The following is a 25,519-nucleotide window of genomic DNA, read 5'->3' on the forward strand; positions in this document are numbered from 1 at the left end:
GTCGGGCACGAAACCAGGGCTCTACCTGGGCGGACCAGGGCTCTACCTCGGCGGGCGGACGACCTCAGGAGGGGCGGGCCACGCCCGTCTCGTAGGCGAGGACGACGGCCTGGACGCGGTCGCGGAGCCCGAGCTTGCCGAGGACGCGGCCGACGTGGGTCTTGACGGTCGCCTCGGACAGGACGAAGCGCTCGGCGATCTCGGCGTTCGTCAGACCCTCGCCGAGCGCCTCGAAGACCTCGAGCTCGCGCGCCGTGAGCTCGGCGAGGCGGGGGTCGTGCAGGCCGGTCTGGCTCGGCGCGGGAGCGACCGTCCCGTCCTGGGGGAGCTGCCCGGAGAACATCTCGAGCATGCGGCGCGTGATGCGCGGGGACACCGCGGCGTCGCCGCTCGCGACGGCGCGGATCGCCCCGACGAGCTCGCCCGGCTTGGCGTCCTTGAGCAGGAACCCGCTCGCGCCGGCGCGCAGGGCGGCGAACGCGTACTCGTCGAGGTCGAACGTCGTGAGGATGATGACCCGCGACTCCGGCTGGGCCGCGACGATGCGCTCGGTCGCCTCGATGCCGTTGGTGCCGGGCATGCGGACGTCCATGAGCACGACGTCGGGGCGCAGGGCGGCGGCCTGCGCGATCCCGGTCTCGCCGTCGCCGGCCTCGCCGACGACCTCGATGTCGTCCTCGGCGGCGAGGATCATGCGGAAGCCCATGCGCAGCAGCGCCTGGTCGTCGACGAGCAGCACCCGGGTCGGTGCGCCGCTGTCCGTCATGTGCGTTCCCGTCCGTCGTCGCGTGCGCCGGTCTCCCGGCCGGGGTCGAGGTCGAGGCGCAGGCTCGCCCGCACCTCCCAGCCGGTCCCGCTCGGCCCCGCCGACACCGTACCGCCGTACACGGCCGCCCTCTCCCGCATCCCGATGACGCCGCGGCCCGTCCCGACCGGGACGCCGGGCGGGTGCTGCTCCGCGACGGACGGCGGGAGGCCGCGCTCGTCGACGCTCGCGCCCTCGCCGGGCCGGCGCCCCGCCTGGTTGACGACCCGCAGCTCGAGCCAGTCCGCGCCGGGCTCGGCGCGGCGGGAGACCTCGACGAGGACCATGGGGGACAGCGGCGCGTAGCGCAGCACGTTCGTCAGGGACTCCTGGACGATGCGGTGCGCGGTCTGGCGCAGCGCCGGCCCGGGCGTCGGCTGCGGGCCGGAGCGCACGAGCCGGACGGGCAGACCGGCGGTCCGGAAGCGCTCGACGATCTCCTCGAGCTCGGGCGTCTCGTGCGCCGGGGCGAGGGGCACGGTCTGCTCGCCGCCGGGCTCGCGCAGGACGCCGAGCACGCGCCGCATGTCGGCGAGCGCGGCGCGCCCGGTCGCGGTGAGCTCGTCGAGGGCGTGCCCCGCGAGCTCGGGGTTCTTGGGGCCCGACGCCTTGGCGCCGTCCGCGAGGGCGACCATCACCGTGAGGGAGTGCGCGACGACGTCGTGCATCTCGCGCGCGATGCGCGTGCGCTCGGCGGCCGCGGCGAGCTGGGCCTGCTGGTCGCGGTCGCGCGCGATGGAGTTGGCGCGCTCGACGAGGTCGGACACGTGCTGCCGACGGGCGCGCACGTTGGTGCCGATCGCGAGGGCGACCAGGCAGAGGATGGTCGTGACGAGGATGCCGACGACGCGGTCAACGGTCGCGCGGCCGGGCTCGACGCTCTGGCGCAGGATCTCCCCGTCGGCGGTCGTGACGATGTCGTACCAGAGGAGCGTCGCGCCGGACAGGGCGAGGACGACGATGGCGAGGACCGGCCACGCGATGCGCGACGGCCGCGAGGCGGCGACGGCGTAGACCGCGAACATGGCCGCGACCTCGAAGCCGGCGGTGTCGCCGGTGACCGCGATGGCGAGGACGCCGAGGACGGTGAGGCCGAGCGCGACGGTGACGGGTCGGCGGCGGCGCCAGTACAGGAGCGCCCCGCCGAGGAGGAAGAAGACGAGCGACAGCGGGGTCGAGCCGCGGGGCTGCTCCGCGAAGAGCGCGTAGAGCACGCCCGGCACGACGAACACCGCGACGATGACCCAGTCCATGACGACCGGGCGGCGGGCGAAGTAGCGGCGCACCGGGCCGAGGCGCCGCGCGTCGAGCTCGGTGAAGGGCTCTGGCGCGGGCCGCATCGGCAGGGGCGCCGTCCCCGGCGCGCTCGCCGAGACGGCGTCCGGGCGCGCCACGGCCGACGCCGGACGAGCGGGCTGCTCGTCCGGCGTCGGCGGGGTGGTAGGCCGGGAGGTCACGCGTCCCGGCGCTTGAGCACGACCGCCGCGGCGACGGTGAGCGCCGCGGTCCAGCCGGCGAGGACCGCGAAGCCGGGCCACGGGCCGATCGCGTCGGGGGACGACATCCCGCCGCCGAGCACGACCTGCTCGCCCGCGGACGCGGGCAGCGAGTTCATGAGGGTCTGGACCCAGTCGGCCCCCGTGACGCCCATGACGATGTTGAGCACCATCGAGAGGACGAAGAACACGGCGACGAGCGTGAAGATCGCGCCCGCGGAGCTGCGGAGCAGGACGCCGACCGCGACGGAGAACAGCGCGACGGCGGTGAGGTACAGCACGACGCCGATCAGGGCGCGCTGGTCGTCGGCGGACGAGAAGTCGACCGTCATGTCCTTGCCCGACAGGATCGGGTAGGTGACGAGGTAGGACAGCCCCACGGCCACGACGGTCGAGACGGCCGTGACGATGCCCACGACGATCATCTTCGCCGCGAGCGCGGGCGTGCGGCGCGGGACGGCGGAGAGCGTGGAGCGGATCATGCCCGTGGAGTACTCGCCGGTGACGGTGAGCGCGCCGAGCACCGCGACGGCGAGCTGGGCGAACGAGTAGCCGACCGTGATCACCATGACGCCGACGCCGTCGGTCGAGCCCATCCCCGCCTCCTCGGGCGAGACGCCCGCGGAGTCCATCGAGGTCATGACGGCCGCGAACATGAGGGAGAAACCCACCATGACCGCGACGGTGATGCCGAGCGTCCACCACGTGGAGCGCAGCGAGCGGAACTTGATCCACTCCGAGCGCAGCACGTGGCCGAAGGTGAGGCGGTACGGGGACGTGCGGGACGCCGTCGGGCTGGTGGCGCCCGGGGCGAGGGTCGTGGCGCTCATCGCTGCGCTCCTTCGAGGGAGTCGGTGGGGGCCGGTGCGTCCGCGGGCGCACCCGCCGCGCCGTGGCCGATGTGGATCTGCGCGGACTCGGTCTGGTACTCGACGGAGTCGGCCGTGAGGGCCATGTAGGCGTCCTCGAGCGTCGACGTGACGGGCGTGAGCTCGTGCAGGACGAAGCCCTTCGCGGCGGCGAGCTCGCCGATCCCGGGCGCGTCCGCGCCGGTGACCACGAGCAGGCTCGGCTCGTCGCTCGTGACGGTCGCGCCGTCGCTCGTGAGGATCTCGGCGAGCTGCGTGGCGTGCGGCGTGCGGACGCGGACCGTGCGCTGCTGGGTGCCGTTGACGATGTCGCTCACCGGGGCGTCCGCGATGATGCGGCCCTTGCCGATGACGATGATGTGGTCCGCCGTGAGGGCGACCTCGCTCATGAGGTGGCTCGACAGGAAGACCGTGCGGCCCTCCGACGCGAGGTACCGGGCGAGGTTGCGCACCCACAGGACGCCCTCGGGGTCGAGGCCGTTGACCGGCTCGTCGAGGATGAGCGTCTTGGGGTCGCCGAGCAGCGCGGACGCGATGCCCAGGCGCTGGCCCATGCCGAGCGAGAAGCCGCCGACGCGCTTCTTCGCGACCGACTGCAGGCCGGTCATGTCGATGACCTCGTCCACGCGCTTGGTGGGGATGCCGTGCGTCGCGGCCATCGCGAGGAGGTGGTTGTAGGCGGTGCGCCCGGTGTGGACGGCCTTGGCGTCGAGCAGCGCGCCCACCTCGGTGAGGGGGGAGCGGTGCTGCGCGTACGGGCGCCCGTTGACGGTGACGTGCCCCGCGGTCGGGCGGTCCAGACCCATGATCATGCGCATGGTCGTGGACTTGCCGGCGCCGTTGGGGCCGAGGAAGCCGGTGACGGTCCCGGGACGCACGGTGAACGAGATGCCGTCCACCGCGGTCTTGGGCCCGTACCGCTTGGTCAGGCCGCGTGCTTCGATCATGACTTCGCCCCTCCGAGGGTCGTTCGTCCGGGATGGTTCTGGTGCTCGCGGGCGGGGGTCGCACCGGGTCCGACCGGGGGCCTCACCGCGAGGTACGTCACGAGCCTAGGGACGTGGACGACGTCGGACAGCCCCCGTGCGACGTATCTTGCCCGGGGCGTGGGCCGGGCGACGTACGCCGCGCGGCGTACGTCACGCCGCGCGGGATGGTCCGCTGGTCGGGACTTCGCGCTCGCAGGGGCGAAAACCGGTGAGAAACCGGCGGGAACAGTGGCCACGGCTCGCACGTTCCCTAGGATGAACACAGGCCAGCGACACCCGACTCGAGGCGAGACGCCGATGACGAGGCCCGCTGAGAGGTAGTGGACGCCGCGACCAGGAGGAGCTCATGAGCAACCCCGTCTTCAACAACAGCGCGGTCTTCGGGGATCCGAAGAACCAGCGCGGTGGGGCGGCCACGCAGGCCGGACCCGCCTACGGGAGCCCGCCCCCGCAGGGCCAGGGCCCCGCCTACGGCACGCCGCCGCAGCAGGGTGCGCAGTGGGGCGCGTACGGCGCCCAGACCGCCGACGCCGCGTCGCTCGACGCGATGTACAACGCGCCGTCGGCGACGACCGCGGACACCAAGCGCCTGACCTACGACGACGTCATCATGAAGACGGGCGGTCTGCTCGCCCTCCTCGTCGTGGTCGGTGCGGGCTCGTGGATGGTCACGCCGCAGATGCCGGCGCTGTGGATCGTCGGTGCGGTCGTCGGCCTCGTGCTCGGCCTGGTGAACTCGTTCAAGCGGAACCCGAGCCCCGCGCTCATCGTGCTGTACACGGTCGCGCAGGGCCTGTTCCTCGGCGGCATCAGCCGCTTCTACGAGACGGCGTGGAACGGCGTCGTGCCGTCGGCCGTCGTGGCCACGGTCGCGACGTTCGCCGCCGCCCTGTTCCTGTTCAAGTCCGGCCGCGTGCGCGTCACGCCGAAGTTCATGCGCTGGCTGCTCATCGCGATGGTCGGCTACCTGGTCTTCTCGCTGGTGAACGTCGTCCTCATCATGACGGGCGTCCTGGGCGGCTGGGGCCTGTACAGCGGCTGGGGCATCATCGCCAGCCTCCTCGGGGTCGGCCTGGCCGCCGCGTCGCTCATCGTCGACTTCGACTCGATCAAGCGCGGTGTCGAGGGCGGCGTGCCCGCCAAGTTCGCGTGGTCGGCGGCGTTCGGCCTGCTCGTCACGCTGATCTGGCTCTACCTCGAGTTCCTGCGCCTCTTCGCGATCCTGCAGAGCAGCGACTGACGGTGGCGCGCAGCACCCGTGAACCGGCACCCGCGGCGGACCTCCCGCCGCGGGTGCCGGTCTTTCTCGCCGGCCTCGTCGTCGCCGCGGCGGCGATGCTCGGCGTCCAGGTCCTCTACATGGTCGTCTCCGGCGCCCCGCCCGTGTGGCTCGCGTTCGCGGCGCTCCTCATCCTGCTCAGCGTCCCGACCGCGGGCGCCGCGGTGGCCTGGCTCGGCACCCGGATCACGCGCGACGCGTCCGAGCGCCGGGCCGCGCTGGTGTTCGCCGCGCTCGGCCTCGTCGCGGGCGCGCTGTGGGGGTCGCTGCTCGCCGGCGGCCTCGCGCGGCAGCTCGCCGACGCCGGCGCGAGCGGCGGGGGAGCGCTGGTCGCGGGCGCGGCCGCCGTCGTCGGTGTCACGGCCGCGATCGGGGCCGGGCTGGGTCGCCTCACCGCGCGCGAGGCGTCCGACCGGCCGCTCCTCGTCGTCGTGCTCGGCGTCGTCGTGGTCCTCGTCGCCCTCCTGGGCTTCTTCGGCTGAGCGCCCGTCGTCGTGGGCAGGGAATGGGCCCGGTTCTCGACCGAGAACCGGGCCCATTCCCTGCTCACACGCGCAGGCTGCGTCAGGCGGGGAGGCGGCCCGTCGTCGAGGCGAAGCCGAGCCAGGTGTGGCGGTTGCCCGCCCAGCACCAGCCGACCTTCGGGGCGCCGCGCCGCTCGCGACCGTCGCGGCCCGTGCCGTTCGAGATCCACAGCGCCGGGGTGCGGGCGTCGAGGCGGCCGTCGGGCTTGCGCAGGCGCGACCCGATGGTCATGTAGCAGAGGTTGCGCGTGAGGACGCTCGGGGCCTGGAGCGCCCAGTGGATGCCCTCGTGCAGCAGCATGGGCGTGCGCCCGCGGGCCGTGAGCTCGGGCAGCGCCTCGTCCGGCGACCAGTTCGCCAGGTCGTCGCCGCGGTCCGGACCGGCTACGAGGTAGAGCGGGCCGTCGGGGACCTCGACGCCGTCGATCGGCGCGAACCGGTCGACGTCCGTCATGTCGACGACGACGAAGCCCTCCTTCTCGCCGTCGCGCGCCGGGAGCCGCAGCAGGGGTGCGAGGGCCGACGGCGGCGCGAGCCTCCGGTCGACGACGAGCAGCGCCCCGGCGGGTGCGGTGGCAGCGAGACCGGCCGCGGCGGTGCGGAACGCGTCGGGCGTCAGGCCGGCGATCTCATGGACGCCGAGCGCGACGAGGCGCTCGGCCTGGGCGACGATGTCGGGCAGGTCGGGGAGCGTCGTCGCGGGGGCGGTCGGCTGCGGGGCGGCGGTGGTCGTCTCGGGCACAGGTCACCTCTCGGTCGGGGCGGTCGGAGGGCTCAACGCTGTACACCGTACGGAAATTCCCGCCGTCGTGCTGCCGGAGGGCCGCACGACGTACGCGTACCGCGCGGATCGGGGATGATCGGGGCATGAGATACGCAGAGCACGTGTCCGAGCTCGTCGGCGGTACCCCGCTCGTCCGGCTGTCCCGTGTCACCGAAGGCCTCAGCGCGACGATCCTCGCCAAGGTCGAGTACGTGAACCCCGGCGGCTCGGTGAAGGACCGCATCGCGCTGAAGATGGTCGAGGCCGCGGAGGCGTCGGGCGAGCTGGCCCCGGGCGGCACGATCGTCGAGCCCACGTCCGGCAACACGGGCGTCGGCCTCGCGCTCGTCGCGCAGCGCAAGGGGTACGACTGCGTGTTCGTGTGCCCCGACAAGGTGAGCCAGGACAAGCGCGACGTGCTGCGCGCGTACGGCGCGCGCGTCGTCGTGACGCCGACCGCCGTCGCGCCCGACCACCCGGACTCCTACTACTCGGTCTCCGACCGGCTGGTCCGCGAGATCCCGGGCGCGTGGAAGCCGAACCAGTACGCGAACCCGAACGGCCCGGCGTCGCACTACGAGTCCACCGGCCCCGAGGTCTGGGCGGACACCGACGGCCGCGTGACCCACTTCGTCGCGGGCGTCGGCACGGGCGGCACCATCACGGGCACCGGGCGCTACCTCAAGGACGTCTCGGCGGACCGCGCGGAGGCCGACGGCGGTCGCGTGCGCGTCGTGGGCGCCGACCCGGCGGGCTCGGTGTACTCCGGGGGCGACGGGCGGCCGTACCTCGTCGAGGGCGTGGGCGAGGACTTCTGGCCGGCCGCGTACGACCCGTCGGTCCCCGACGAGGTCATCGCCGTGTCGGACGCCGACTCGTTCGCGATGACGCGGCGCCTCGCGCGCGAGGAGGGCCTGCTCGTGGGCGGGTCGTGCGGCATGGCGGTCGAGGCGACGCTGCGGCTCGCGCGCCGGCTCGAGGAGGAGGACCCGGAGGCGGCGGCGCGGGCCGTGATCGTCGTCCTGCTGCCGGACAGCGGGCGCGGCTACCTCTCGAAGATCTTCAACGACGCGTGGATGCGGTCCTACGGGTTCCTGCCCGACGAGGAGGGTGTGACCGCGGGCGACGTGCTGCGCGCCAAGGACGGACGTCTGCCCGACCTCGTGCACACGCACCCGAGCGAGACGGTCCGCGACGCCATCGAGATCCTGCGCGAGTACGGCGTCTCCCAGATGCCCGTCGTGGGCGCCGAGCCGCCGGTGAAGAGCGGCGAGGTCGCGGGGTCGGTGAGCGAGCGGGAGCTGCTCGACGCCGTGTTCTCGGGCCGCGCCTCGCTCGCCGACCGCGTCGACCAGCACATGGAGCCCCGCTTCCCGCTCATCGGCGCGGGCGAGGGCGTCGAGGCGGTGCGCGCCGCGCTGCACGACGCCGACGCGCTCCTCGTGGTGGAGGACGGCGACCCGGTAGGCGTCCTCACCCGGCACGACCTCCTGGGCTTCGTCGCCGCCCGCTGACGCTCCCCGGCACTGGCCGAACACGACATGGGTGCCGTTATCCGTGGGATAACGACACCCATGTCGTGCTCGGCAGCGATCGGGGTCGTTCTCGGGAGCGGTCAGGGGCGTGGTTGGCGGAGCGCCACGACTGCGAGGAGCGCGCAACCGGCGCCGAGCAGGACGCCGTGCGCGACCCGCAGCCCCGGCCCGCCCCAGAACTGCGGCAGCAGCAGGACGAGGCCGAGGGCGAACGGCAGGGTGAGCCACCAGCGCGCGACGCGCCGGAGCGCGACGGCGGTCAGCGCGCCGCCCGCCGCCAGGAGGAGCAGCCCCGCACCGAAGAGCGTGACCGCGAGCGGTCCCGTGCGCAGGTCCGTCGCGACGGCGAGGAACCCGGACGCGGCGGGGTCGCTCGTGGCGGTCGCGGCGCGGGCGACCGCCTGGATGCCGAACATCTCCGCGCCGAAGAAGAGCGCGGCGAGGAATCCTCCCGCCCACGCCAGCCCGGTCGCGGACGCGAGCAGGGCGGTCGTGCGGCGCGGAGCGACCGGGGCGAGGGTCGAGCGCAGGCCCAGGAGAGCGGGCGCGAGCAGTCCGATCGCGAGGATGCCGCACAGGTGCGCGACGACCCAGCGGTCGGACGCGAACGCGGCCGCGAGCTCGGCGGTCGGACGCGCCTCGTCCGGCCACGGCCGCAGCACGGGGAACAGGACGAACCCGGCGCCCGCCGCGACGAGCGCGGCGGCGGTCAGGCGTCGGGTGCGGGTCGAGGCCGACGGCGTGGTCGTGCCGGGCGCGGTGGCGGTGGTCGAGCTCACGGGAGCCTCCGGGGTGGTTGCGCTGGACGGATGGGCGACTTCGCCGGGGCCGGTCTGCGGCGCGGGGCGTCAGGAGCCGCCGGAGAGCGACTCGAGGCCGGCGAGCACCGAGCGGACGTGGAGGTCGAAGCTGCGGTCGAGGTCGTCGGGCAGCCGGTAGCCGCCGCCGAGCTCGAGCGAGACGAACCCGTGCAGGCTCGCGCGCACGGACCGGATCGCGTCGATCGTGCGCTCCTCGGGGAGGTCGAACCCGCGCAGCACGGCGGCGACGACCTGGACGCTGCGGCCGGCCGCCGCGGAGAGCGTGGCGTCGGCGGGGTCGTCCGGGTCGGGCGCGACCTGGACCGCGGCGTACCGGCCCGGGTGAGCGCGCGCGTAGCGGCGGGTCGCGTGCGCGAGGGCCGCGACGGCGTCGGGCCCGGCGAGGCCGACGGTGGCGTCGGTGAGGGCGCGCGTGTAGTCCTCGACGGACACCACGGCGACCTCGCGCCGCAGGGCCGCGAGCGACCCGACGTGCTTGTAGAGGCTCGGCGTCGCGACGCCCGCCTGGGCGGCGACCTTCGCGAGCGTGAGGTCGGCGAACCCGGTCGGGCCGCCCGCGTCGACGAGGTCGACGGCGATCCGCACGACCGCCGCGTGGGAGAGCCCCGCCCTAGCCACGGGTGCCCTCCGACCCCTGCGACCCTCCGCGCCGCGCGCCCGGCCGCGCGGCGTCGTCCGGCAGGTCCGCGAGGAACGCGAGCGTCGCGGCGACGACCTCCTCGGGCGCCTGGAGCTGGGGGTAGTGGCCCACCTCGGGGAGGACGAGGGTGGTCGCGCCGAGCGACTCCTGCGCCCATGCGGCCTCGGCCGCCGGGTCGGCGTAGTCGGGGTCGAGCGCGCCGAAGATCGCGAGCGCGGGCGCGCGGACCTGCGCGACGCGGGGGTCGACCACACGGTGGTCGAGCTGGAGGGTCAGGTCGCGGAAGGAACGCAGGCGTCCGGGCTCGGCGAGGTTGGCGCGGATCGCGGCCTGGTGCGCCGCGAGGCGCGCGGGCGTGCGGCCCTTGTTCAGCGACCCGTAGAACGACGCCCAGAACGCGGCCCCCCACGGGAGGGCGAGCGCGAGGCGGTAGAGGACGCGCATCGCACGGAGCTTCGCGGGCGACGACGGCTCGCGCAGGAACCCGTCGAGGAGGACGAGCCCGCGCACGAGGTCGGGACGCTCGGCTGCGGCGACCACGGCGGCCGACGCCGCCATGGAGCTCCCCAGCAGGACGGCGGGGCCCGCGTCCAGGTGCTCGACGAGCGCGACGTAGTCGGACGCCGTCGCCTCGTCGCCGTGGGTGGAGAACGTGGTGTCGCTGTCGCCGTGGCCGCGCAGGTCCACGACGACGACGCGGTAGCCCGCGGCCACGAGGTGCGGGGCGACGTCGTCGTAGGTGGCGCGCAGGTCGCCCATGCCGGGCGACGCGACGACGAGGGGGCCGGTGCCCTCGTCGGTGTAGGCGAGGCGCCCCTCGGCCCGGGCGAGGTGGTGCAGGGCTGGCCGCTGGCTCGTGTTCATAGCCCTTAGGCTAATACCATTAGCCAGCGATGGCAAGGGCGCGGGCCGTGGTCGTCCCCGTCGTGCCGGGGCGACCCCGCGTAGGGTGGGGAGACCCGCGTCCGCGCGGGCTTCCTGCACCCGACGAGAGGCACCCTCGTGACCGACCAGCCCACCCTTCCCACCGCCTCCGGATCGTTCGGCGACAAGCCGACGCTGACCTTCCCGGAGACGGACGCGCCCAGCGGTCTGCAGGTCGTCGTGCTCAGCGAGGGCGACGGCCCGGCCGTCACGTCGGGGCGCAACATCGTCGTGCACTACCTCGGCCAGACGTGGGGCGGGCACGTGTTCGACAACTCCTACGACCGCGGCGACACGATCGCGTTCCCGATCGGCGTCGGCGCCGTGATCGGCGGCTGGGACAAGGGCCTCGTCGGCCAGAACGTCGGCTCGCGCGTGCTGCTCTCGATCCCGCCGGAGCACGGCTACGGCCAGCGCGGCGTGCCGCAGGCCGGCATCGCGGGCACGGACACGCTCGTCTTCGTCGTGGACGTCGTCGACGTCCAGTGACACCTCCCTGCTGAGTGCGGGTGTTCGTCGCCGCGGAGCCGTCCCGACGACGAACACCCCGCACTCAGCGGCGCGTCGAGCGGGTCACCGTGAAGCGCGGGCCGCGCGCGACCTGGGTGGTCGGCCCGACCGTGCGCTCCAGCGCCGGCCGGTAGCGCAGGTGCGAGTTCCACACGCACCACAGCTCCCCGCCCGGCCGCAGGACCCGCCCCGCCGTCGCGAACATGCGGTGCGCCGCGTCGGTGCGCAGGGCGGCGCCGTCGTGGAACGGCGGGTTGAGCAGCACGACGTCGGCGCTCGCCTCGGCGAGCGTCGCGCCGGCGTCGTCGCGCACCGTGCGCACGCGGTCGCCGACCCCGTTCTCGCGCGCCGTGAGCGCCGCCGACCGCACCGCCGCGTCGGAGCGGTCCGCCGCGACGACGTGCGCCCCCGGCCAGCGCCGCGCCGCCCACGTGGCGAGCACGCCCGTCCCGCACCCGAGGTCGACGACGTCGCGCGGACCCGTCCCGCCGGGCGCCCGTCCGTCCGGGCCCGCGGCGTCGAGCTGCTCGAGCAGGAACCGCGTCCCGAGGTCGAGGCCGGCCCCCGCGAAGGCCGCCCCGAACGCGACGACCCGCAGCCCGAGGTCGGGCAGCTCGGCCGTCACGGGAGAGGTGAACCCGCCGCGCGCGGGGCGCGGGGACGACGCGACGAGCGCGCGCGACTTCCCGCGCGCGAGGCTCGCCCGCACGTCGACGAACGACTCGGCGAGGACGTCGTTCATCGCGCGGGTCATGTGCTTGACGCGTCCGCCCGCCAGCAGCACCACGTCCGGGCGGGCCTCGCGCGCGACGTGCTCCGCGACGTCGCGGAGCGCCGCGAGGCTGCGGGGGAGGCGCAGCAGCACGACGCGCGCCCCGGACAGCAGGTCGGGGCCCAGGGCGCGGTGCACGACCGTCCCCTCCATGCCCACCGCGGTCGCGTTCGCGTCGAGGGCCGCCTCCGCGGTGCACGCGTCCTGGTGGACGCGCACCCGCCCGCGGCCCGGCGTCGGCCCCGTGGCGGTCGACGGCGCGGCGAGCAGCGCGGCCCCTAGCGTGAGGGCCCCGTACCGGTCGTCGACGACCGCCACCGACTCCCGGCCGGCGCTCGCCAGCCACGGCGCGTCCTCGACCAGGAGGTCGAGCAGCAGGCGGTCCACGGGGTCGACGGCGACCGGCGCGTCCTCGCGGGCCGGGCCGGTGTCGTCGGTGCGCAGGCGCGCGAGCAGCGCGGCGAGGTCGGGCGGCGAGGTCGTCACCGGACCAGTCTCCCCGACGGTGCGAGCATCCCGCCCCGGCCCGCGCCGCCGCGCCGCCGCGGTCGCGCCGTCGCGCTGCGGCTCGGGGTCGTCGTCCTGTCGCCGTGCCGTGCGGCGCGCGCTACTGTGCGGTTCCCGGACAGCGAGGAGGCACCCGTGGACGTCCCGCGAACCCTGGCCGAGTCCCGCGCCGCGGGCCGCGCCCTGCGCGACCGGGTGCCGCGCCGCACGCAGGGGGCGCTCCTGCTCCCCGAGCGCGACCCGGTCGCCGTCATCGAGGAGCAGAACCGCGACCGGCTGCAGGACCTCGTCCCGCTCCGGATCGGGCGGATGCTGGAGTCGCCGTTCGCGTTCTACCGCGGCACGGCGGCCACGATGGCCCATGACCTGCGCGACGGTCCGCGTACCGGTGTGCACGTCGTGGCGTGCGGCGACGCGCACGTCTCCAACTTCGGCCTGTTCGCGTCGCCCGAGCGTCGGGTCCTGTTCGACCTCAACGACTTCGACGAGGCGTCGGACGCGCCGTGGGAGTGGGACGTCAAGCGGCTCGCCGCGAGCATGTACGTCGGCGGGCGCGACAAGGGGCTGTCCGAGGCGGACTGCGCCGACGCGGCGCGCAGCGCGGTGCGGGGCTACCGCGAGACGCTCGCCGAGGCGTTCGCGCGCAGCGCCCTCGACCGCTTCTCGTTCCAGATCGACACCGACCTCATCGAGCCGCTGCTGCTCAAGGAGGGGCGGCAGGAGCTGCAGCGCACCCTGAAGAAGGCGCGTCGACGCACGTCGGAGCAGGTGGTCCAGAAGATCACCGGGCAGACCGAGGACGGGCGGACGCGAATCGTCGACCAGCCGCCCGTCACCCAGCACGTCACGACGGCGACCCTCGACGAGCTGACCGCGCTGTTCGAGGCGTACCGCGAGCCGCTGCGTGCCGACGTCCGCCTGCTGCTGAGCCAGTTCACGGTCGTCGACTACGTGCTGCGGGTCGTCGGCGTGGGCAGCGTGGGGACCCGCTGCTACATCGTGCTGCTCGAGGGGCCGGCGGGCGAGCCGCTCGTCCTCCAGGTGAAGGAGGCGACGACCTCCGTCCTCGCGACCTACGGGGGGATGGTCGACGCGCTGCCGTCGGGCCTGGTGCCGGCCGGGAAGGTGCCCGCCCAGGGCCGCCGGGTCGTGGCCGCCCAGCGGATCCTCCAGGCGCAGTCGGACCCGTTCCTGGGCTGGATCACGGTCGAGGCGCCCGCGCGCACGGGCCGCCCGCGCGTCGACTTCTTCTGGCGGCAGTTCCGCGACATGAAGGGGTCGGTCGAGCTCGACCGGCTCTCCGCGAACCAGTTCGTGCGGTACGGCGAGCTGTGCGGGCGCGTGCTCGCCCGTGCGCACAGCCAGTCGCCCGGCACGCGGGTGGCCTCCGGGTACCTCGGCCGCTCCGACGCGTTCGACGACGCCATCGCGCGCTGGTCGCGCGCGTACGCGGACGTCGTCGAGAGCGACTACGCCGCGCTCGAGGCCGCCGTCGCGAGCGGCCGCCTGCCCGCCGAGCGGGACGCCTGAGGCGGGCCGCGCGACCGTAGGCTGGGCGCCATGACGGACGACGCCGGGCTCCCCGGACCCGAGGCTCCCACCGCCGACCCGCCGCGCGGGACCGCACGCGTCGCGGTGGAGTACTGCACGCAGTGCCGGTGGCTCCTGCGGGCCGCGTGGGTCGCTCAGGAGCTGCTGCAGACGTTCCGCACGCGGCTCGGCGAGGTCGCCCTGGTGCCGGGGACGGACGGCGTCTTCCGCGTCACGCTCGACGCCGGCGACGGACCCGTGCTCCTCTGGGACCGCAAGGCCGACGGCGGGTTCCCCGAGATCCCGGACCTCAAGCGGCGCGTGCGGGACGCCGTCGCGCCGGACCTCGCGCTCGGCCACACGGACCGGGCCGCCGCCCGGTCAGGGTCCGGCGAGGGCTGAGGGCTCAGCCCTTCTTGGCGCGGGCGGCGGCGAGCCGCTCCTCCTCGGCGCGGACCTTCTTCTGCACCTCGCGCTCGGTCGCGAGCCACGCCGGCGGGTCCTGGCGCAGGGCGTCGATCTCCTCCGTCGTCAGCGGCTCCGTGAGGCCGCCGCGCGTGAGGCCGGAGATGGAGACGCCCAGGCGACCCGCGACGACGGGGCGAGGGTGGGGGCCGTTGCGGCGCAGGTCGGCGAGCCACTCCGGCGGGTTCTTCTCGAGCTCCTCGAGCTGGGCCCGCGTGATCGTGCCCTCCTGGAACTCCGGCGGCGTGGCGGGCAGGTACACCCCGAGCTTCTTCGCCGCGGTGGCGGGCTTCATGGTCTGCGCGGACTGCTTGGGGGTCATGGGCTCCAGGGTAGTCGGCCGGTCGGGCATCGGCGGCGCGCCTAGGCTGGTCGGGTGGACGACGACGCGGGCACGGCCCCCGAGGTGACGAACGGCGCGACCCCCGGCGACGGCGGTGCGGTGCGGCGGTTCCGCCTCGCGTACGTGCCGGGCGCGACGCCGGCGAAGTGGGTGCGCACGTGGCGCGAGCGCCTCGCCGACGTGCCGCTCGACCTCGTCGCCGTCGAGGCGCGCGATGCCGAGCGCGCGCTACGCGACGACGAGGCGGACGCCGCGATCCTCCGTCTGCCGGTCGACCGCGACGTCCTCAGCGCGATCCGGCTCTACGACGAGGCGCCGGTCGTGCTCGTCTCGCGCGACCACCTGCTCGCCGCGCTCGAGCCCGACGAGCCCGTCGCCCTCGCCGACCTCGCCGACGACGTGCTGCTGCGACCGCTCGACGACGTCGTGCCGTGGGCGGGCGAGCCCGGCGCCGCGGACGACGCCCCGGAGCCCCCGGGCACGCCGGCCGTCGAGCGTCCGGCGACGACGGGCGACGCCGTCGTGCTCGTCGCGGCGAACGTGGGGGTGGCGGTCGTGCCGCAGTCGCTCGCGCGCCTGCACCACCGCAAGGACGTGACGTACCGGCGCCTCGACGACGCGCCGACCGCCCCGGTCGCGCTCGCGTGGGTCGCGGACCGGGACGACGAGCTGGTCGAGGAGATGGTCGGCATCGTGCGAGGCCGCACGGTCAACAGCTCGCGCGGCCGTCGTGCCGAGGCGGCCGCCGCGGAGCCGGAGGCTCCCCGTGGCGCGGGCCGCGGTGGAACCCGTGGACAGGTCGGTCGCGGGGGAGGGCGCGGCGCGTCGGCGCGCGGGCGTTCCGGCGGGGGGAAGCCGGGTCGCGGCGGCGGCCAGAAGGGGCGCGACGCCCGGGGGCGCGGCGGAAAGCGCCGGTGAGGTCCGCACCGGGCTCGCCGGCCGGGCGCCGGGAGCGCGCTGACGTTCCTGGACGCTTAGATCGGCCTTGACTTATATAAGCACCAGGTGAAACATGGGTGTCATGGAAGCGTTCGACGTCCTCGGCGACCCGGTCCGGCGGCGGATCCTCGAGCACCTCGCCCGCGGCGAGCGACCGGCGGGGGAGCTCGCCGCGCTCGTGGGCGAGGAGTTCGGGATCAGCCAGCCCGCCGTGTCCCAGCACCTCAAGGTGCTGCGCACGAGCGGCTTCGCGACCGTGCGGCCCGAGGGGACCCGGCGCCTCTACGCGCTCGACCCCGCGGCGCTCGACGAGGTCGAGGACTGGGCCGCGGGCCTGCGCCGGTTCTGGGAGCAGCGGCTCGACGCGCTCGGCACCGAGCTCGCTCGCGGTGCCCGCGAGCGGCGCCGCGCCGCGGCCGCCGACGAGGACGCCGGACGCCCGACCGCCACCACCAGGAGGACAGCATGAAGGACTTCATCGCCGAGCTCGAGGCCGCGCGGCGCTCCGTCGGGACGGGGACGCTCCCTGCGGGCGAGGCCCGCGTCCTCACGATCGAGCGGACCTACCCGGCCGACGTCGAGGACGTGTGGGACGCCGTCACCGACCCCGAGCGCATCCCGCGCTGGTTCCTGCCCGTCACGGGCGACTTCCGCGTCGGCGGCACGTACCAGGTCGAGGGCAACGCGGGCGGCGAGATCCGCGCGTGCGACGCGCCGACCCTCCTCCGGCTCACCTGGGTCATGGGCCCGCCGACGCCGGAGGACTCGTCGGTCGTCGAGCTCCGCCTCGCGCCGGCGCCCGACGGCGGCACGACCCTCACGCTCGAGCACACCGCCGTCGTGCCGCCGGAGATGTGGGACGTGTACGGACCGGGGGCCGTCGGCGTCGGCTGGGACGGCGCGCTCCTGGGCCTCGCGCTGCACCTCGACGGGGCCGGGCCGCTCGACCCCGAGGAGGTCCTCGCGAGCCCCGAGCTGCGGGTGTTCAACACCGCGAGCAGCGAGGCGTGGGGCGCGGCGCTCGCGGCCGCGGACGGGCTGGGCGCGGACGAGGTCGCGGCGCGCGTCGCCGCCACGACGGCCTTCTACGTCCCCGCCGACGACGCCCCCGAGCCGAGCTGAACCGGGTCGCACGCGCGCGGGGCCGGTCGTGATCGTGCCTCACGCGCGTGCGATCGTGTCTCGGCGTCGTCGCGCGAGTGTCCGGCCCTGGGGGGAGGGCCGACGGCGGACATCCCCCGCGGGGCGGATGTTCACCTGCCGTTCACCCGGCTTACCCTCGTGCGATGACCCCGCCCGATTCGTCCCGTACCTCGACCCTGCTCGACCGCCCCGCCGCACCCCTCGGCACCACGTCCGGCACGGTGCCGGGAACGGCGTCGCGCCCGCTGCCGGAGCCGTCCGCGGACGCGTCGAACCGGGCCGCCGGTCAGGTCCTCGTCGCGGTGTCGTGGCTGGTCGGAGCAGCGCTCGTGGTGCTGGTCGCACGGCTCCTGCGCGGGCCGAGCGAGGCGCTCTACCTCGCGATCACGGCCCGGACCGCCGATCTCCCGGGGTCCGAGCTCGTCGCGGAGGGCGGGGTCCTCGTCCTCCTCGGCCTGTGCGCGGTCGTCGCGTGGCGGTCGCGCCGTGCGGGGGCGTCCGCCGTCGGGACGACGCTCGTCGCCGGAGCGGGCGCCGTCGTCGCCTACGCCGCGAGCGAGGCCGTGAAGTCGCTCGTCCGCCAGCCGCGAGGGTGCTGGGAGCTCGTGGAGGTCGCGCACTGCCCGGCGGCGGGGGACTGGTCGTTCCCCAGCAACCACACCGCCATCGCGTTCGCCCTCGCGACGGCGGTCGTCCTCGCGGGTGCGCCTGCCGTGCGCGTCCCGGGAGCGGTGCCCGCCCGGCACGCCTACCGGTCGCCGCTGCGCGACGTCGCGCTGTGGGTCGTGCTCCCCGTGGCGCTCGCCGTCGCCGTCGCGTCCGCGCGGGTCGCCCAGGGGGTGCACTTCCCGCACGACGTCGTCGCGGGCGCGGCCGTCGGGGTCGCCGTCGTCGTCGCGACGGTGACGGTCCTCGCCGGCCCGGCGACGGTCGCGGTCACCGCGGCGTGCCGCGTGGACGGGGTCCGTCGGGTCCTGCTGGCGCGACCGTCCTGAACCGGCTCGGGCGGCACCGTCAGCGTGGCGCGGTGACGAACACGTCGAACAGCTCCGGGTGGTGGGCGTGCACGAGCACGGCGAACACCACGACGTCGAAGAGCAGGTGGACGGCCACCACGTAGGTGAGCGACTTGCTCCAGGAGAAGATCCAGCCCTGGACCAGGGCGAACGGGACGGTGAGGAGCGGACCCCACTCGCGGTACCCGAGCTCCCACAGGAACGACACGAAGACGGCCGCCTGGAGCAGGTTCGCCGTCCACAGGCCGAAGTGCTCGCGGTACAGCGCGAACACGACGCACACGAAGAACAGCTCGTCCCAGATCCCCACCGCGTTGACACCGACGAACAGCCGGGCGATCTCCTGCCCGCCCGTGATCTCCGGCCAGTTGAGGTACGCGCCCGAGCCGATGAAGTAGAACGGCAGGATCAGGTACCCCGCGACGACGACCACGACGAGGTAGACGATCTGCCCCCGGGTCCAGCGCCGCCCGGTGGCGACGGGGAACCGGACGACGTCCTCGCGGAACGCGAACCGCGAGAGCGCCCACGGGACGAGCACGGCGAGGGACAGCACGACGGCGAAGCGCACCATCCCCGCGTCCGACAGGTCGGCCTCGAGCGAGATCGTCGAGATGATCGCCATGCCGGTGCCGACCAGCGCGAGGTCACGCCCGAGGCGGCGGTCCACGGCGAGCCCGAGCGCCACGCCGAGCACGAGCGGCACGTACCCGAGCGGGCGCACGTGCACCGCGAACAGCAGCACCGCGGAGCCGGAGACCAGCACCGCGGCGAGCAGCCGCAGCGGCGAGCCGACCGCCCAGGGCGGTCGGGCGGCGTCGGGCACCGGGGCGAGGGCGGGGGACGTCACCCGCACACGGTGCCACGACCGGCGGCGCGGGGCACGTGCCGCGCCGCGGGAGTCAGAGCTCCTCGTACACCGCCGGGTCCTGGTCGTTCGTGCGCCCGTCGGGCCGGGCGAGGCCCGTGAGGGCGTTCATCTCGTGGGTCGTCAGCTCGAACGAGAAGACGTCGAGGTTCTCGCGCTGGCGCTCGGGCGACGACGCCTTGGGCAGCGGCACGACGCCGAGCTGCACGTGCCAGCGCAGGATCGCCTGGACGGGCGAGACCCCGTGCGCGGCGGCCACCGCCGTGACGACGGGGTCGCGCAGGAGGTCGTTCGCACGACCGATCGGGCTCCACGCCTCGGTGACGACCCCGCGCTCGGCGTCGGCGGCCCGCTGCGCTGCCTGCGGGAAGTACGGGTGCAGCTCGACCTGGTTCACGAGCGGGGTCACGCCCGTCGCGGCGATCACCGCGTCGAGGTGCTCGGGCAGGAAGTTCGACACCCCGACGTGGCGGACCAGCCCGCGCTCGCGGCACTCGACCAGCGCCTCGTACGCCTCGACGTACTTCCCGACGCGCGGGTTCGGCCAGTGGATCAGGTACAGGTCGATCCGGTCGAGACCGGTCCGGAACAGCGACTCCTCGACGGTGCGGACGGCGTCGTCGTGGGCCTGGTGGCGGCCGGGGAGCTTGGACGTGACGAGCACGTCGTCGCGCGGGACGTCCGCGCGTCGCACCGCGGCGCCGACCGCGCCCTCGTTCTCGTAGCTGAACGCCGAGTCGATCAGCCGGTAGCCCGCGTCGATCGCGCGGGCGATCGAGTCCGCACCCTCCTCGCCGCCCAGCCTGTAGGTGCCGAAGCCGATCGCGGGGATCGTCGTGCCGTCCGGGGCGCTGAGGGTGGGGATCGTCATGGGCCCATCCTGCGTCGGGCCGGGCGCGGCACGCACCCCGACGGGACCGGGCGCCGGGGCCCTCGGGCGAGAAGCGAGAAGTGGCCCCGATCCACGGGGGATCAGGGGCCACGACTCACCTCTCGGCGGGCGCTACGCGGCGCTCGGGAACGGGACGCCCGTGGTCGCGTGGCAGCGGTAGCCGTTCGGGTTCTTGGCGGGGCTCAAGTACTGCTGGTGGTAGTCCTCGGCGTAGTAGAACGGGCCGGCCTCGGCCGCGGGGCGCATCTCGGTCGTCACCGGGTCGTAGCCCTTGGCCTCGAGCACCGCGGAGTAGCGCGCCGCGGTGTCGCGGACCGCCTGCTCCTGCTCCGGCGTCGTCCAGTACACGGCGGACCGGTACTGGGTGCCGACGTCGTTGCCCTGGCGGTAGCCCTGCGTCGGGTCGTGGCGCTCCCAGAAGATCTTGAGGAGCTCCTCCTCGGAGACCTTCGTCGGGTCGTACGCGACGAGCGCCGTCTCGGTGTGGCCCGTGCGCGCGGTGCACGCCTCCTCGTAGGTCGGGTTCGGCGTCGTGCCGCCCATGTAGCCGACGGCGGTGCTCACCACCCCCGGGACCTGCCAGAAGATCTCCTCGGCGCCCCAGAAGCAGCCCATCGCCAGGTAGAGCACGCGCGTGCCCTCCGGCCACGGGCCGGTGATCGAGGTGCCGAGCACGGTGTGGGGACGCGGTGCCTGCAGCACGGGCGACTGGCGCCCGGGCAGCGCGTCCTCGGGGGCGACCATCGTCGTCTTGCCGGACGAGCCGAAGATCGCGTCGAAGATCGAGTTCATCGCTTACCTCCTGAAGGACCCGGACGACCGGGGCGCTGGCCCACGACGCATCGTCCTGGCACGGGGTAGAACGCCGTGGGGGCGGCGGGTGTTCCGGGCCGACGCCGGCCCGTCGCGAGCCGGGCGGGCGCACCGCACGAGCCTCTCACGGGACGATCGAGTCGATGTAGCCGCCGTCGACGCGCACCGCCGCGCCGGTCGTCGCCGACGCCAGCGGCGACGCGAGGTAGGCGACCAGGTGCGCGATCTCCTCCGGCTCGATGAGGCGCTGGAGCAGCGACTGCGGGCGGTGCTCGCGCATGAACACGCGCTGCGCCTCGTCCCAGGGCAGGTCGTCGCCGACGAGCTCGCGCGCGAACGCCTCGACCCCGCCCGTGTGCGTGGGGCCGGCGAGCACGCTGTTCACCGTGACGCCCGTGCCGGCCGCCGCCTTGGCGAACCCGCGCGAGACGCCGAGCAGCGCCGTCTTGCTCACGCCGTAGTGGATCATCTCGGCCGGGATCACGACCGCCGAGTCGCTGCCCACGAACTGCACGCGGCCCCACCCGCGCTCGATCATCCCGGGCAGGTAGGTGCGCGTGAGCCGCACGCCCGCGAGGACGTTCACCTCGAAGTAGCGGCGCCACGTCGCGTCGTCGATCGCGAGCGGGTCCTCGCTCGAGAAGATCCCGAGGTTGTTCACCAGGACGTCGACGTGCGGCACGGCGTCGAGCACCGCGGCCGTGCCCTCGTCGGTCGCGAGGTCGGCCGCGACGCCGAGCACGTCCGCGCCCGGGACGTGCGTGCGCACGTCGTCGGCCGCGCGGGACGAGGTCTCCTCCGAGCGTCCGTTGACGACGACGGCCGCCCCGCACTCCGCGAGGGCGCGCGCGATCGCGAGGCCGATGCCCTGCGCCGAGCCGGTGACGAGCGCCCTGCGCCCGCCGAGGTCGATCTCCATGCGTGCTCCCTCCGCGCCCGGGCGACGCGCGCCGCCCCACCCACCGTCCCGCGCGACGACGCCGGTCGCCACCGCGGCGCTCCCGGCGGGCCGAGCAGGCGCTCTCGGCAGGCCGAGCAGGCGGTCCCGGTTCGTCCGGGCAGCGGGACGGACCACGACCACCTGCTCGGCGCAGGGCGGCGCCGTAGGGTGGGTCCGTGAGCACCTCGAGCGAGCACCCCGACTGGACCACCACCGGCTTCTCCACGCGGGCGATCCACGCGGGGCAGGACCCGGACGCGACCACCGGCGCCGTCGTGCCGCCGATCCACCAGGTCTCGACGTACAAGCAGGACGGCGTCGGCGGGCTGCGCGGCGGCTACGAGTACTCGCGCTCCGCGAACCCCACGCGCACCGCCCTGGAGGAGGCGCTCGCGGCCGCGGAGTCCGGCGGCCTCGGCCCGACGGCGGACGGGTCGCCCGCCGCGCGCGGGTTCGCGTTCGCGTCCGGCCTGGCCGCGGAGGACACGCTGCTGCGCGCCGTCGTGCGCCCCGGGGACCACGTGATCGTGCCCGACGACGCGTACGGCGGCACGTACCGGCTCATCGCCCGGGTGTTCGGGCCGTGGGGCGTGGAGCACACGCCCGTCGACCTCACGGACGTCGAGGCGGTCCGGGCCGCGGTGCGCCCCGAGACGCGCGTCGTGTGGGTCGAGACCCCGACGAACCCGCTGCTCGGGGTGTCCGACATCGCGGCGCTCGCGGGCGTCGCGCACGACGCCGGGGCGCTGCTCGTCGTCGACAACACCTTCGCGACCCCCTACCTGCAGCAGCCGCTCGCGCTCGGCGCGGACGTCGTCGTGCACTCGACGACCAAGTACGTCGGGGGCCACAGCGACGTCGTCGGGGGAGCGCTCGTCGTCGCGACGGGTGCCCAGCTCCCCGGCGGGCTCGCGTCGCCCGCGGGCGGGAGCGACGTCGCCGGGGCGGTCGGCTTCCACCAGAACGCGTCCGGCGCCGTCGCCGGGCCGTTCGACGCGTGGCTCACGCTGCGCGGCCTCAAGACCCTCGCGGTGCGCATGGACCGCCACCAGGCGAACGCCGCCGCCGTCGCCGACTTCCTCGCCGCCCACCCCGCGGTCACCGAGGTGATCTACCCCGGCCTCGCGTCGCACCCCGGGCACGAGCTCGCGGCGCGCCAGATGCGCGGGTTCGGCGGCATGGTGTCGTTCCGCCTCGGCAGCGAGGCGAAGGCGCTCGACGTGTGCGCGCGGACCCAGGTCTTCACGCTCGCGGAGTCGCTGGGCGGCGTCGAGTCGCTCATCGAGCACCCGGGCCGCATGACCCACGGCTCCGTCGCCGGGACGGCGCTCGAGGTCCCGGACGACCTCGTCCGCCTCTCCGTGGGCATCGAGGACGTCGAGGACCTCGTCGCGGACCTCACCCGGGCGCTCGGGTAGGCCGGGGCCGACCCGGCCGGGAGATCCCGCGCGCACCGGGCGCGGTGGGGAGATCCTGCGCACACCGGGCGCGTCGCGGGTCTTCGGCGCCGCGAGCGGAGGGGCGCTCACCTAGGGTGGCGCTGTGAGCGCGCAGACGGACCAGCACAGGACCCCCGACCCGCTTCCCCCCGGGCGCCCCGGCGCGGCGGCGGTGCCCGACTCGGTGCGATCGGCCGCCGCCTGGTCGTGGCGGCTGCTGCTCATCGGCCTGACGATCGCGGCGGGCCTGTGGCTCGTCACGCAGCTCAAGGTGATCGTCGTCCCCATCGCGGTGGCGCTCCTGCTCACGGTGCTGCTCACGCCCGTCCAGCGGTTCTTCCGCCGTCACCTGCGCATGTCGCGCGGGCTCGCGTCCGGCGCGGCGCTCATCGCGCTCATCGTCGTCGTCGCGGGGCTCGTGGCCATCGCGGGGCAGCAGATCGTCAGCGGCTTCCAGGACCTGCGCGACCAGGCGGTCGAGGGGTTCGAGCAGTTCACCGAGTGGCTCGCGGACGGCCCGCTCGGCCTCGACTCGACGACGATCTCGCACTGGCTCGACCAGGCCGGGACCGCGGTCTCGGAGAACCAGGACTCGATCGTCTCCGGCGCGCTCGGCGCGGCCACGACGATCGGCCACGTGGTCGCCGGCGCCCTCATCGCGCTGTTCTGCACGTTCTTCTTCCTCCTCGACGGGCGCACGATCTGGTCGTGGGTCGTGGGGCTGCTGCCCCTGCGCGCGCGCGACGACGTCCACCAGGCGGGCCGCCGCGGCATCGTCACGCTCGCCGCGTACACGCGCACGCAGATCCTCGTCGCGGCGGTCGACGCGGTCGGCATCGGGATCGGTGCGGCGTTCTTCGTCCCGTCCCTCGCGCTGCCGCTGGGCATCCTCGTGTTCGTCGGGTCCTTCATCCCGATCGTCGGTGCGATCGTCACCGGGTCGATCGCGGTGCTCGTGGTGCTCGTCGCGCAGGGCTGGGTGCAGGCGCTCGTGATGCTCGGCATCGTGCTGCTCGTGCAGCAGATCGAGGGCCACATCCTCCAGCCGTTCCTCATGGGCCACGCCGTCTCGCTGCACCCGGTCGCCGTGCTGCTCGTCGTCGCGGCGGGCAGCTTCGCCGCGGGGATCGTGGGCGCGCTGTTCGCGGTCCCGATCGCGGCGGTCCTCAACACCGTGGTGCTGTACCTTCACGGGCACGACAAGTTCCCCGAGCTCGGCACGGACGACCGCGTCGTGGTGCGCGGGAGCCCGCAGCCGCCGGTCATCGCGCGCGCGGAGGCCGACCTCGAGGACGTGGCCGCGCGCCGTCGGACCCGCGAGGGCGCCGGCGAGGACTCCGCCGTCGTCGGGCCGCAGGACGCCGGACCCGTGGAGGACGCTCCCGGGGAGGTGCGGTGACCTCCGGGCCGGTCCCGGTCACGCTCGACGACGTCCGCGACGCGGCCCGCCTGCTCGACGGCGTCGCGTACCGCACCCCGGTCCAGACGACGCGCGCGATCAGCGAGGCCGCCGGCGTCCGCGTGCTGCTCAAGTGCGAGAACCTGCAGCGCGCCGGGTCGTTCAAGGTGCGCGGCGCGTACGTGCGCATGGCGCGCCTGAGCGCCGAGGAGAAGACCCGCGGCGTCGTCGCGGCGAGCGCGGGCAACCACGCGCAGGGCGTCGCGTTCGCCGCGGGCCTGCTCGGCATCCGGGCCGTCGTGTACATGCCGGTCGACGCCGCGCTGCCCAAGGTCGCGGCGACGCGCCAGTACGGCGCCGAGGTCCGGCTCGTCGGCGCGGACGTGGACGAGACGCTCGCCGCCGCGCGTGCCGAGGCCGACCGGACGGGCGCCGTGTTCATCCACCCGTTCGACCACCCCGACGTCGTGGCCGGCCAGGCGACGATCGCGCTGGAGATCCTCGAGCAGGTGCCCGACGTCCGGACCGTGATCGCGCCGCTCGGCGGCGGGGGGCTCGTCGCGGGCCTCGCCGCGGCGTTCGCGCAGACGGCGCCGCACGTGCGCGTGATCGGGGTGCAGGCGGAGCGCGCCGCCGCCTACCCGGGCTCGCTGGTCGCCGGGACGCCGACGACGGCGCGGCTCGCCGCGACGATGGCCGACGGCATCGCGGTCGGGACGCCCGGGCACGTGCCGTTCGGGATCCTGGCCCAGCACGGCGTCGAGGTCCGCACGGTGACCGAGGAGGAGATCTCCCGGTCGCTGCTCATGGTCGCCGAGCGCGCGAAGCTGCTCGTCGAGCCCGCGGGGGCTACCGGCGTTGCGGCGCTCCTCTCGGGGACGGCCGCGGTCGACGCGGGCGCGGCGGACCCGGTCGAGGGGCCCGTCGTCGTCGTGCTGTCCGGGGGGAACATCGACCCGCTCGTGCTGCTGCGGGTCGTGCGGCACGGCCTCGCGGCGGCCGGCCGGTACATCCAGCTCCAGGTGCTGCTCGACGACCGCCCCGGCGCCCTCGCGCGCCTGCTCGAGGTCATCGCGACCACGCGCGGCAACATCATGCACATCGACCACGACCGCACCGACGTCGGCCTCGCGATCGGCGAGGCCTGGGTGCGCATGCAGGTGGAGACCAAGGGCCCGGAGCACTGCGACGAGCTCGTCGCGCACCTGCGCTCCGAGGGCTACCGCGTCGAGCGCAGCGACGACGGCTCGCCCGGCCTCTGACGAGACGCGAGAAGTGGCCCCAGATCGGAAGAGCAC

General features: G+C 75.0%; 27 protein-coding genes. 13 read left to right on the forward strand and 14 right to left on the reverse strand.

What is annotated here, in order from left to right; genetic code table 11:
* Positions 1-64: 64 nt before the first annotated feature.
* From ABWU78_RS18620 to ABWU78_RS18635, 4 genes are read right to left on the reverse strand one after another with little or no spacing between them, the layout of a single operon-like run.
* Positions 65-766, reverse strand: coding sequence for a response regulator (locus tag ABWU78_RS18620; RefSeq protein ID WP_047232044.1), 702 nt, complete (start codon positions 764-766; stop codon positions 65-67).
* Positions 763-2,262 (reverse strand): ATP-binding protein, encoded by a 1,500-nt coding sequence (locus ABWU78_RS18625; protein WP_253053001.1) that lies wholly within the window; start codon positions 2,260-2,262, stop codon positions 763-765. Before ABWU78_RS18625 ends, ABWU78_RS18620 begins: the two co-directional genes overlap by 4 nt.
* Positions 2,259-3,131 (reverse strand): ABC transporter permease subunit, encoded by an 873-nt coding sequence (locus ABWU78_RS18630; protein WP_253053003.1) that lies wholly within the window; start codon positions 3,129-3,131, stop codon positions 2,259-2,261. Before ABWU78_RS18630 ends, ABWU78_RS18625 begins: the two co-directional genes overlap by 4 nt.
* Positions 3,128-4,117 (reverse strand): ABC transporter ATP-binding protein, encoded by a 990-nt coding sequence (locus tag ABWU78_RS18635; protein ID WP_253053005.1) that lies wholly within the window; start codon positions 4,115-4,117, stop codon positions 3,128-3,130. The genes ABWU78_RS18630 and ABWU78_RS18635 overlap by 4 nt, the downstream gene beginning before the upstream one ends.
* 388 nt (positions 4,118-4,505) lie before the next feature.
* Between ABWU78_RS18635 and ABWU78_RS18640 the strand changes: the two genes are divergently transcribed.
* Complete coding sequence (locus tag ABWU78_RS18640) at positions 4,506-5,399, forward strand: Bax inhibitor-1/YccA family protein (RefSeq protein ID WP_253053007.1); 894 nt, start codon at positions 4,506-4,508, stop codon at positions 5,397-5,399.
* A 2-nt stretch (positions 5,400-5,401) separates the two neighbouring features.
* The gene (locus tag ABWU78_RS18645) at positions 5,402-5,920 is read left to right on the forward strand and encodes a hypothetical protein (protein WP_439159164.1); all 519 of its coding nucleotides are present in this window, start codon (positions 5,402-5,404) and stop codon (positions 5,918-5,920) included.
* Positions 5,921-6,002: 82 nt separating this feature from the next.
* Here ABWU78_RS18645 and ABWU78_RS18650 read toward each other — a convergent pair whose 3' ends face one another.
* Positions 6,003-6,704: a DUF5701 family protein gene (locus ABWU78_RS18650; RefSeq protein ID WP_353708628.1), complete on the reverse strand. Its 702-nt coding sequence runs from the start codon at positions 6,702-6,704 to the stop codon at positions 6,003-6,005.
* A gap of 125 nt (positions 6,705-6,829) precedes the next feature.
* Between ABWU78_RS18650 and ABWU78_RS18655 the strand changes: the two genes are divergently transcribed.
* The gene (locus ABWU78_RS18655; RefSeq protein WP_353708629.1) at positions 6,830-8,239 is read left to right on the forward strand and encodes a cystathionine beta-synthase; all 1,410 of its coding nucleotides are present in this window, start codon (positions 6,830-6,832) and stop codon (positions 8,237-8,239) included.
* 101 nt (positions 8,240-8,340) lie between these two features.
* Here ABWU78_RS18655 and ABWU78_RS18660 read toward each other — a convergent pair whose 3' ends face one another.
* The 3 genes from ABWU78_RS18660 to ABWU78_RS18670 all read right to left on the reverse strand — a co-directional run bounded on the left by ABWU78_RS18660 (position 8,341) and on the right by ABWU78_RS18670 (position 10,585).
* Positions 8,341-9,039, reverse strand: coding sequence for a hypothetical protein (locus ABWU78_RS18660; protein ID WP_439159165.1), 699 nt, complete (start codon positions 9,037-9,039; stop codon positions 8,341-8,343).
* A gap of 69 nt (positions 9,040-9,108) precedes the next feature.
* Positions 9,109-9,699, reverse strand: coding sequence for a TetR/AcrR family transcriptional regulator (locus ABWU78_RS18665; protein WP_439159166.1), 591 nt, complete (start codon positions 9,697-9,699; stop codon positions 9,109-9,111).
* Positions 9,692-10,585 (reverse strand): alpha/beta fold hydrolase, encoded by an 894-nt coding sequence (locus ABWU78_RS18670; protein ID WP_439159167.1) that lies wholly within the window; start codon positions 10,583-10,585, stop codon positions 9,692-9,694. Before ABWU78_RS18670 ends, ABWU78_RS18665 begins: the two co-directional genes overlap by 8 nt.
* A 138-nt stretch (positions 10,586-10,723) precedes the next feature.
* Between ABWU78_RS18670 and ABWU78_RS18675 the strand changes: the two genes are divergently transcribed.
* The gene (locus tag ABWU78_RS18675; protein WP_047232052.1) at positions 10,724-11,134 is read left to right on the forward strand and encodes an FKBP-type peptidyl-prolyl cis-trans isomerase; all 411 of its coding nucleotides are present in this window, start codon (positions 10,724-10,726) and stop codon (positions 11,132-11,134) included.
* 64 nt (positions 11,135-11,198) lie between these two features.
* On the opposite strand, the gene ABWU78_RS18680 is transcribed toward ABWU78_RS18675, so the two are convergent.
* Positions 11,199-12,413, reverse strand: coding sequence for a class I SAM-dependent methyltransferase (locus tag ABWU78_RS18680; protein ID WP_439159168.1), 1,215 nt, complete (start codon positions 12,411-12,413; stop codon positions 11,199-11,201).
* A gap of 156 nt (positions 12,414-12,569) precedes the next feature.
* Between ABWU78_RS18680 and ABWU78_RS18685 the strand changes: the two genes are divergently transcribed.
* Positions 12,570-13,964, forward strand: coding sequence for a DUF2252 domain-containing protein (locus tag ABWU78_RS18685; RefSeq protein ID WP_253053023.1), 1,395 nt, complete (start codon positions 12,570-12,572; stop codon positions 13,962-13,964).
* A 30-nt stretch (positions 13,965-13,994) separates the two neighbouring features.
* The gene (locus ABWU78_RS18690; protein ID WP_253053025.1) at positions 13,995-14,366 is read left to right on the forward strand and encodes a SelT/SelW/SelH family protein; all 372 of its coding nucleotides are present in this window, start codon (positions 13,995-13,997) and stop codon (positions 14,364-14,366) included.
* Positions 14,367-14,370: 4 nt separating this feature from the next.
* Here ABWU78_RS18690 and ABWU78_RS18695 read toward each other — a convergent pair whose 3' ends face one another.
* A complete protein-coding gene (locus ABWU78_RS18695; RefSeq protein WP_047232055.1) occupies positions 14,371-14,751 on the reverse strand; it encodes a DUF5997 family protein in 381 nt (126 codons plus the stop codon).
* 54 nt (positions 14,752-14,805) lie between these two features.
* Between ABWU78_RS18695 and ABWU78_RS18700 the strand changes: the two genes are divergently transcribed.
* The 4 genes from ABWU78_RS18700 to ABWU78_RS18715 all read left to right on the forward strand — a co-directional run bounded on the left by ABWU78_RS18700 (position 14,806) and on the right by ABWU78_RS18715 (position 17,849).
* Positions 14,806-15,690, forward strand: a complete 885-nt coding sequence (locus ABWU78_RS18700) for a LysR substrate-binding domain-containing protein (protein ID WP_439159169.1) — start codon at positions 14,806-14,808, stop codon at positions 15,688-15,690.
* Between the two features lie 103 nt (positions 15,691-15,793).
* A complete protein-coding gene (locus ABWU78_RS18705; protein ID WP_439159170.1) occupies positions 15,794-16,180 on the forward strand; it encodes an ArsR/SmtB family transcription factor in 387 nt (128 codons plus the stop codon).
* Positions 16,177-16,833 carry an SRPBCC family protein gene (locus ABWU78_RS18710; RefSeq protein ID WP_375825974.1) on the forward strand — a complete coding sequence of 219 codons (657 nt, stop codon included), beginning with the start codon at positions 16,177-16,179 and terminating at the stop codon, positions 16,831-16,833. The genes ABWU78_RS18705 and ABWU78_RS18710 overlap by 4 nt, the downstream gene beginning before the upstream one ends.
* A gap of 164 nt (positions 16,834-16,997) precedes the next feature.
* Entirely contained in the window at positions 16,998-17,849 is an 852-nt protein-coding gene (locus ABWU78_RS18715) for a phosphatase PAP2 family protein (RefSeq protein WP_353708636.1), read from the forward strand.
* A 19-nt stretch (positions 17,850-17,868) separates the two neighbouring features.
* Here the strand turns inward: ABWU78_RS18715 and ABWU78_RS18720 are convergent, their stop codons facing one another.
* The 4 genes from ABWU78_RS18720 to ABWU78_RS18735 form a co-directional block, all read right to left on the reverse strand.
* Positions 17,869-18,720 carry a CPBP family glutamic-type intramembrane protease gene (locus ABWU78_RS18720; RefSeq protein ID WP_439159171.1) on the reverse strand — a complete coding sequence of 284 codons (852 nt, stop codon included), beginning with the start codon at positions 18,718-18,720 and terminating at the stop codon, positions 17,869-17,871.
* Between the two features lie 52 nt (positions 18,721-18,772).
* Positions 18,773-19,609 carry an aldo/keto reductase gene (locus ABWU78_RS18725; RefSeq protein ID WP_353708637.1) on the reverse strand — a complete coding sequence of 279 codons (837 nt, stop codon included), beginning with the start codon at positions 19,607-19,609 and terminating at the stop codon, positions 18,773-18,775.
* A 132-nt stretch (positions 19,610-19,741) separates the two neighbouring features.
* On the reverse strand, positions 19,742-20,422 hold the full coding sequence (msrA, locus tag ABWU78_RS18730) for a peptide-methionine (S)-S-oxide reductase MsrA (protein WP_253053037.1): 681 nt from the start codon (positions 20,420-20,422) through the stop codon (positions 19,742-19,744).
* Between the two features lie 145 nt (positions 20,423-20,567).
* Complete coding sequence (locus ABWU78_RS18735; RefSeq protein WP_353708638.1) at positions 20,568-21,362, reverse strand: SDR family NAD(P)-dependent oxidoreductase; 795 nt, start codon at positions 21,360-21,362, stop codon at positions 20,568-20,570.
* A gap of 197 nt (positions 21,363-21,559) precedes the next feature.
* Here ABWU78_RS18735 and ABWU78_RS18740 point away from each other — a divergent pair, with 197 nt between their 5' ends.
* The 3 genes from ABWU78_RS18740 (at position 21,560) to ilvA (ending at position 25,483) form a co-directional block, all read left to right on the forward strand.
* Complete coding sequence (locus tag ABWU78_RS18740; protein ID WP_353708639.1) at positions 21,560-22,801, forward strand: cystathionine gamma-synthase; 1,242 nt, start codon at positions 21,560-21,562, stop codon at positions 22,799-22,801.
* 124 nt (positions 22,802-22,925) lie between these two features.
* Positions 22,926-24,221: an AI-2E family transporter gene (locus ABWU78_RS18745; protein ID WP_253053043.1), complete on the forward strand. Its 1,296-nt coding sequence runs from the start codon at positions 22,926-22,928 to the stop codon at positions 24,219-24,221.
* Positions 24,218-25,483 (forward strand): threonine ammonia-lyase, encoded by a 1,266-nt coding sequence (gene ilvA / locus ABWU78_RS18750; RefSeq protein ID WP_439159172.1) that lies wholly within the window; start codon positions 24,218-24,220, stop codon positions 25,481-25,483. Before ABWU78_RS18745 ends, ilvA begins: the two co-directional genes overlap by 4 nt.
* Positions 25,484-25,519 lie beyond the last annotated feature (36 nt).

Origin of the sequence: Cellulosimicrobium sp. CpK407, assembly GCF_051844275.1 — a bacterium.
In the GTDB taxonomy this organism is placed as follows: domain Bacteria; phylum Actinomycetota; class Actinomycetes; order Actinomycetales; family Cellulomonadaceae; genus Cellulosimicrobium; species Cellulosimicrobium cellulans_G.

Coding starts and splice junctions, on each gene's coding strand:
- ABWU78_RS18620 (WP_047232044.1), bottom strand. CDS start 766: ATGACGGACAGCGGCGCACCGACCCGGGTGCTGCTCGTCGACGACCAG.
- ABWU78_RS18630 (WP_253053003.1), bottom strand. CDS start 3,131: ATGAGCGCCACGACCCTCGCCCCGGGCGCCACCAGCCCGACGGCGTCC.
- ABWU78_RS18635 (WP_253053005.1), bottom strand. CDS start 4,117: ATGATCGAAGCACGCGGCCTGACCAAGCGGTACGGGCCCAAGACCGCG.
- ABWU78_RS18640 (WP_253053007.1), top strand. CDS start 4,506: ATGAGCAACCCCGTCTTCAACAACAGCGCGGTCTTCGGGGATCCGAAG.
- ABWU78_RS18655 (WP_353708629.1), top strand. CDS start 6,830: ATGAGATACGCAGAGCACGTGTCCGAGCTCGTCGGCGGTACCCCGCTC.
- ABWU78_RS18670 (WP_439159167.1), bottom strand. CDS start 10,585: ATGAACACGAGCCAGCGGCCAGCCCTGCACCACCTCGCCCGGGCCGAG.
- ABWU78_RS18690 (WP_253053025.1), top strand. CDS start 13,995: ATGACGGACGACGCCGGGCTCCCCGGACCCGAGGCTCCCACCGCCGAC.
- ABWU78_RS18695 (WP_047232055.1), bottom strand. CDS start 14,751: ATGACCCCCAAGCAGTCCGCGCAGACCATGAAGCCCGCCACCGCGGCG.
- ABWU78_RS18705 (WP_439159170.1), top strand. CDS start 15,794: ATGGAAGCGTTCGACGTCCTCGGCGACCCGGTCCGGCGGCGGATCCTC.
- ABWU78_RS18710 (WP_375825974.1), top strand. CDS start 16,177: ATGAAGGACTTCATCGCCGAGCTCGAGGCCGCGCGGCGCTCCGTCGGG.
- ABWU78_RS18715 (WP_353708636.1), top strand. CDS start 16,998: ATGACCCCGCCCGATTCGTCCCGTACCTCGACCCTGCTCGACCGCCCC.
- ABWU78_RS18725 (WP_353708637.1), bottom strand. CDS start 19,609: ATGACGATCCCCACCCTCAGCGCCCCGGACGGCACGACGATCCCCGCG.
- msrA (WP_253053037.1), bottom strand. CDS start 20,422: ATGAACTCGATCTTCGACGCGATCTTCGGCTCGTCCGGCAAGACGACG.
- ABWU78_RS18735 (WP_353708638.1), bottom strand. CDS start 21,362: ATGGAGATCGACCTCGGCGGGCGCAGGGCGCTCGTCACCGGCTCGGCG.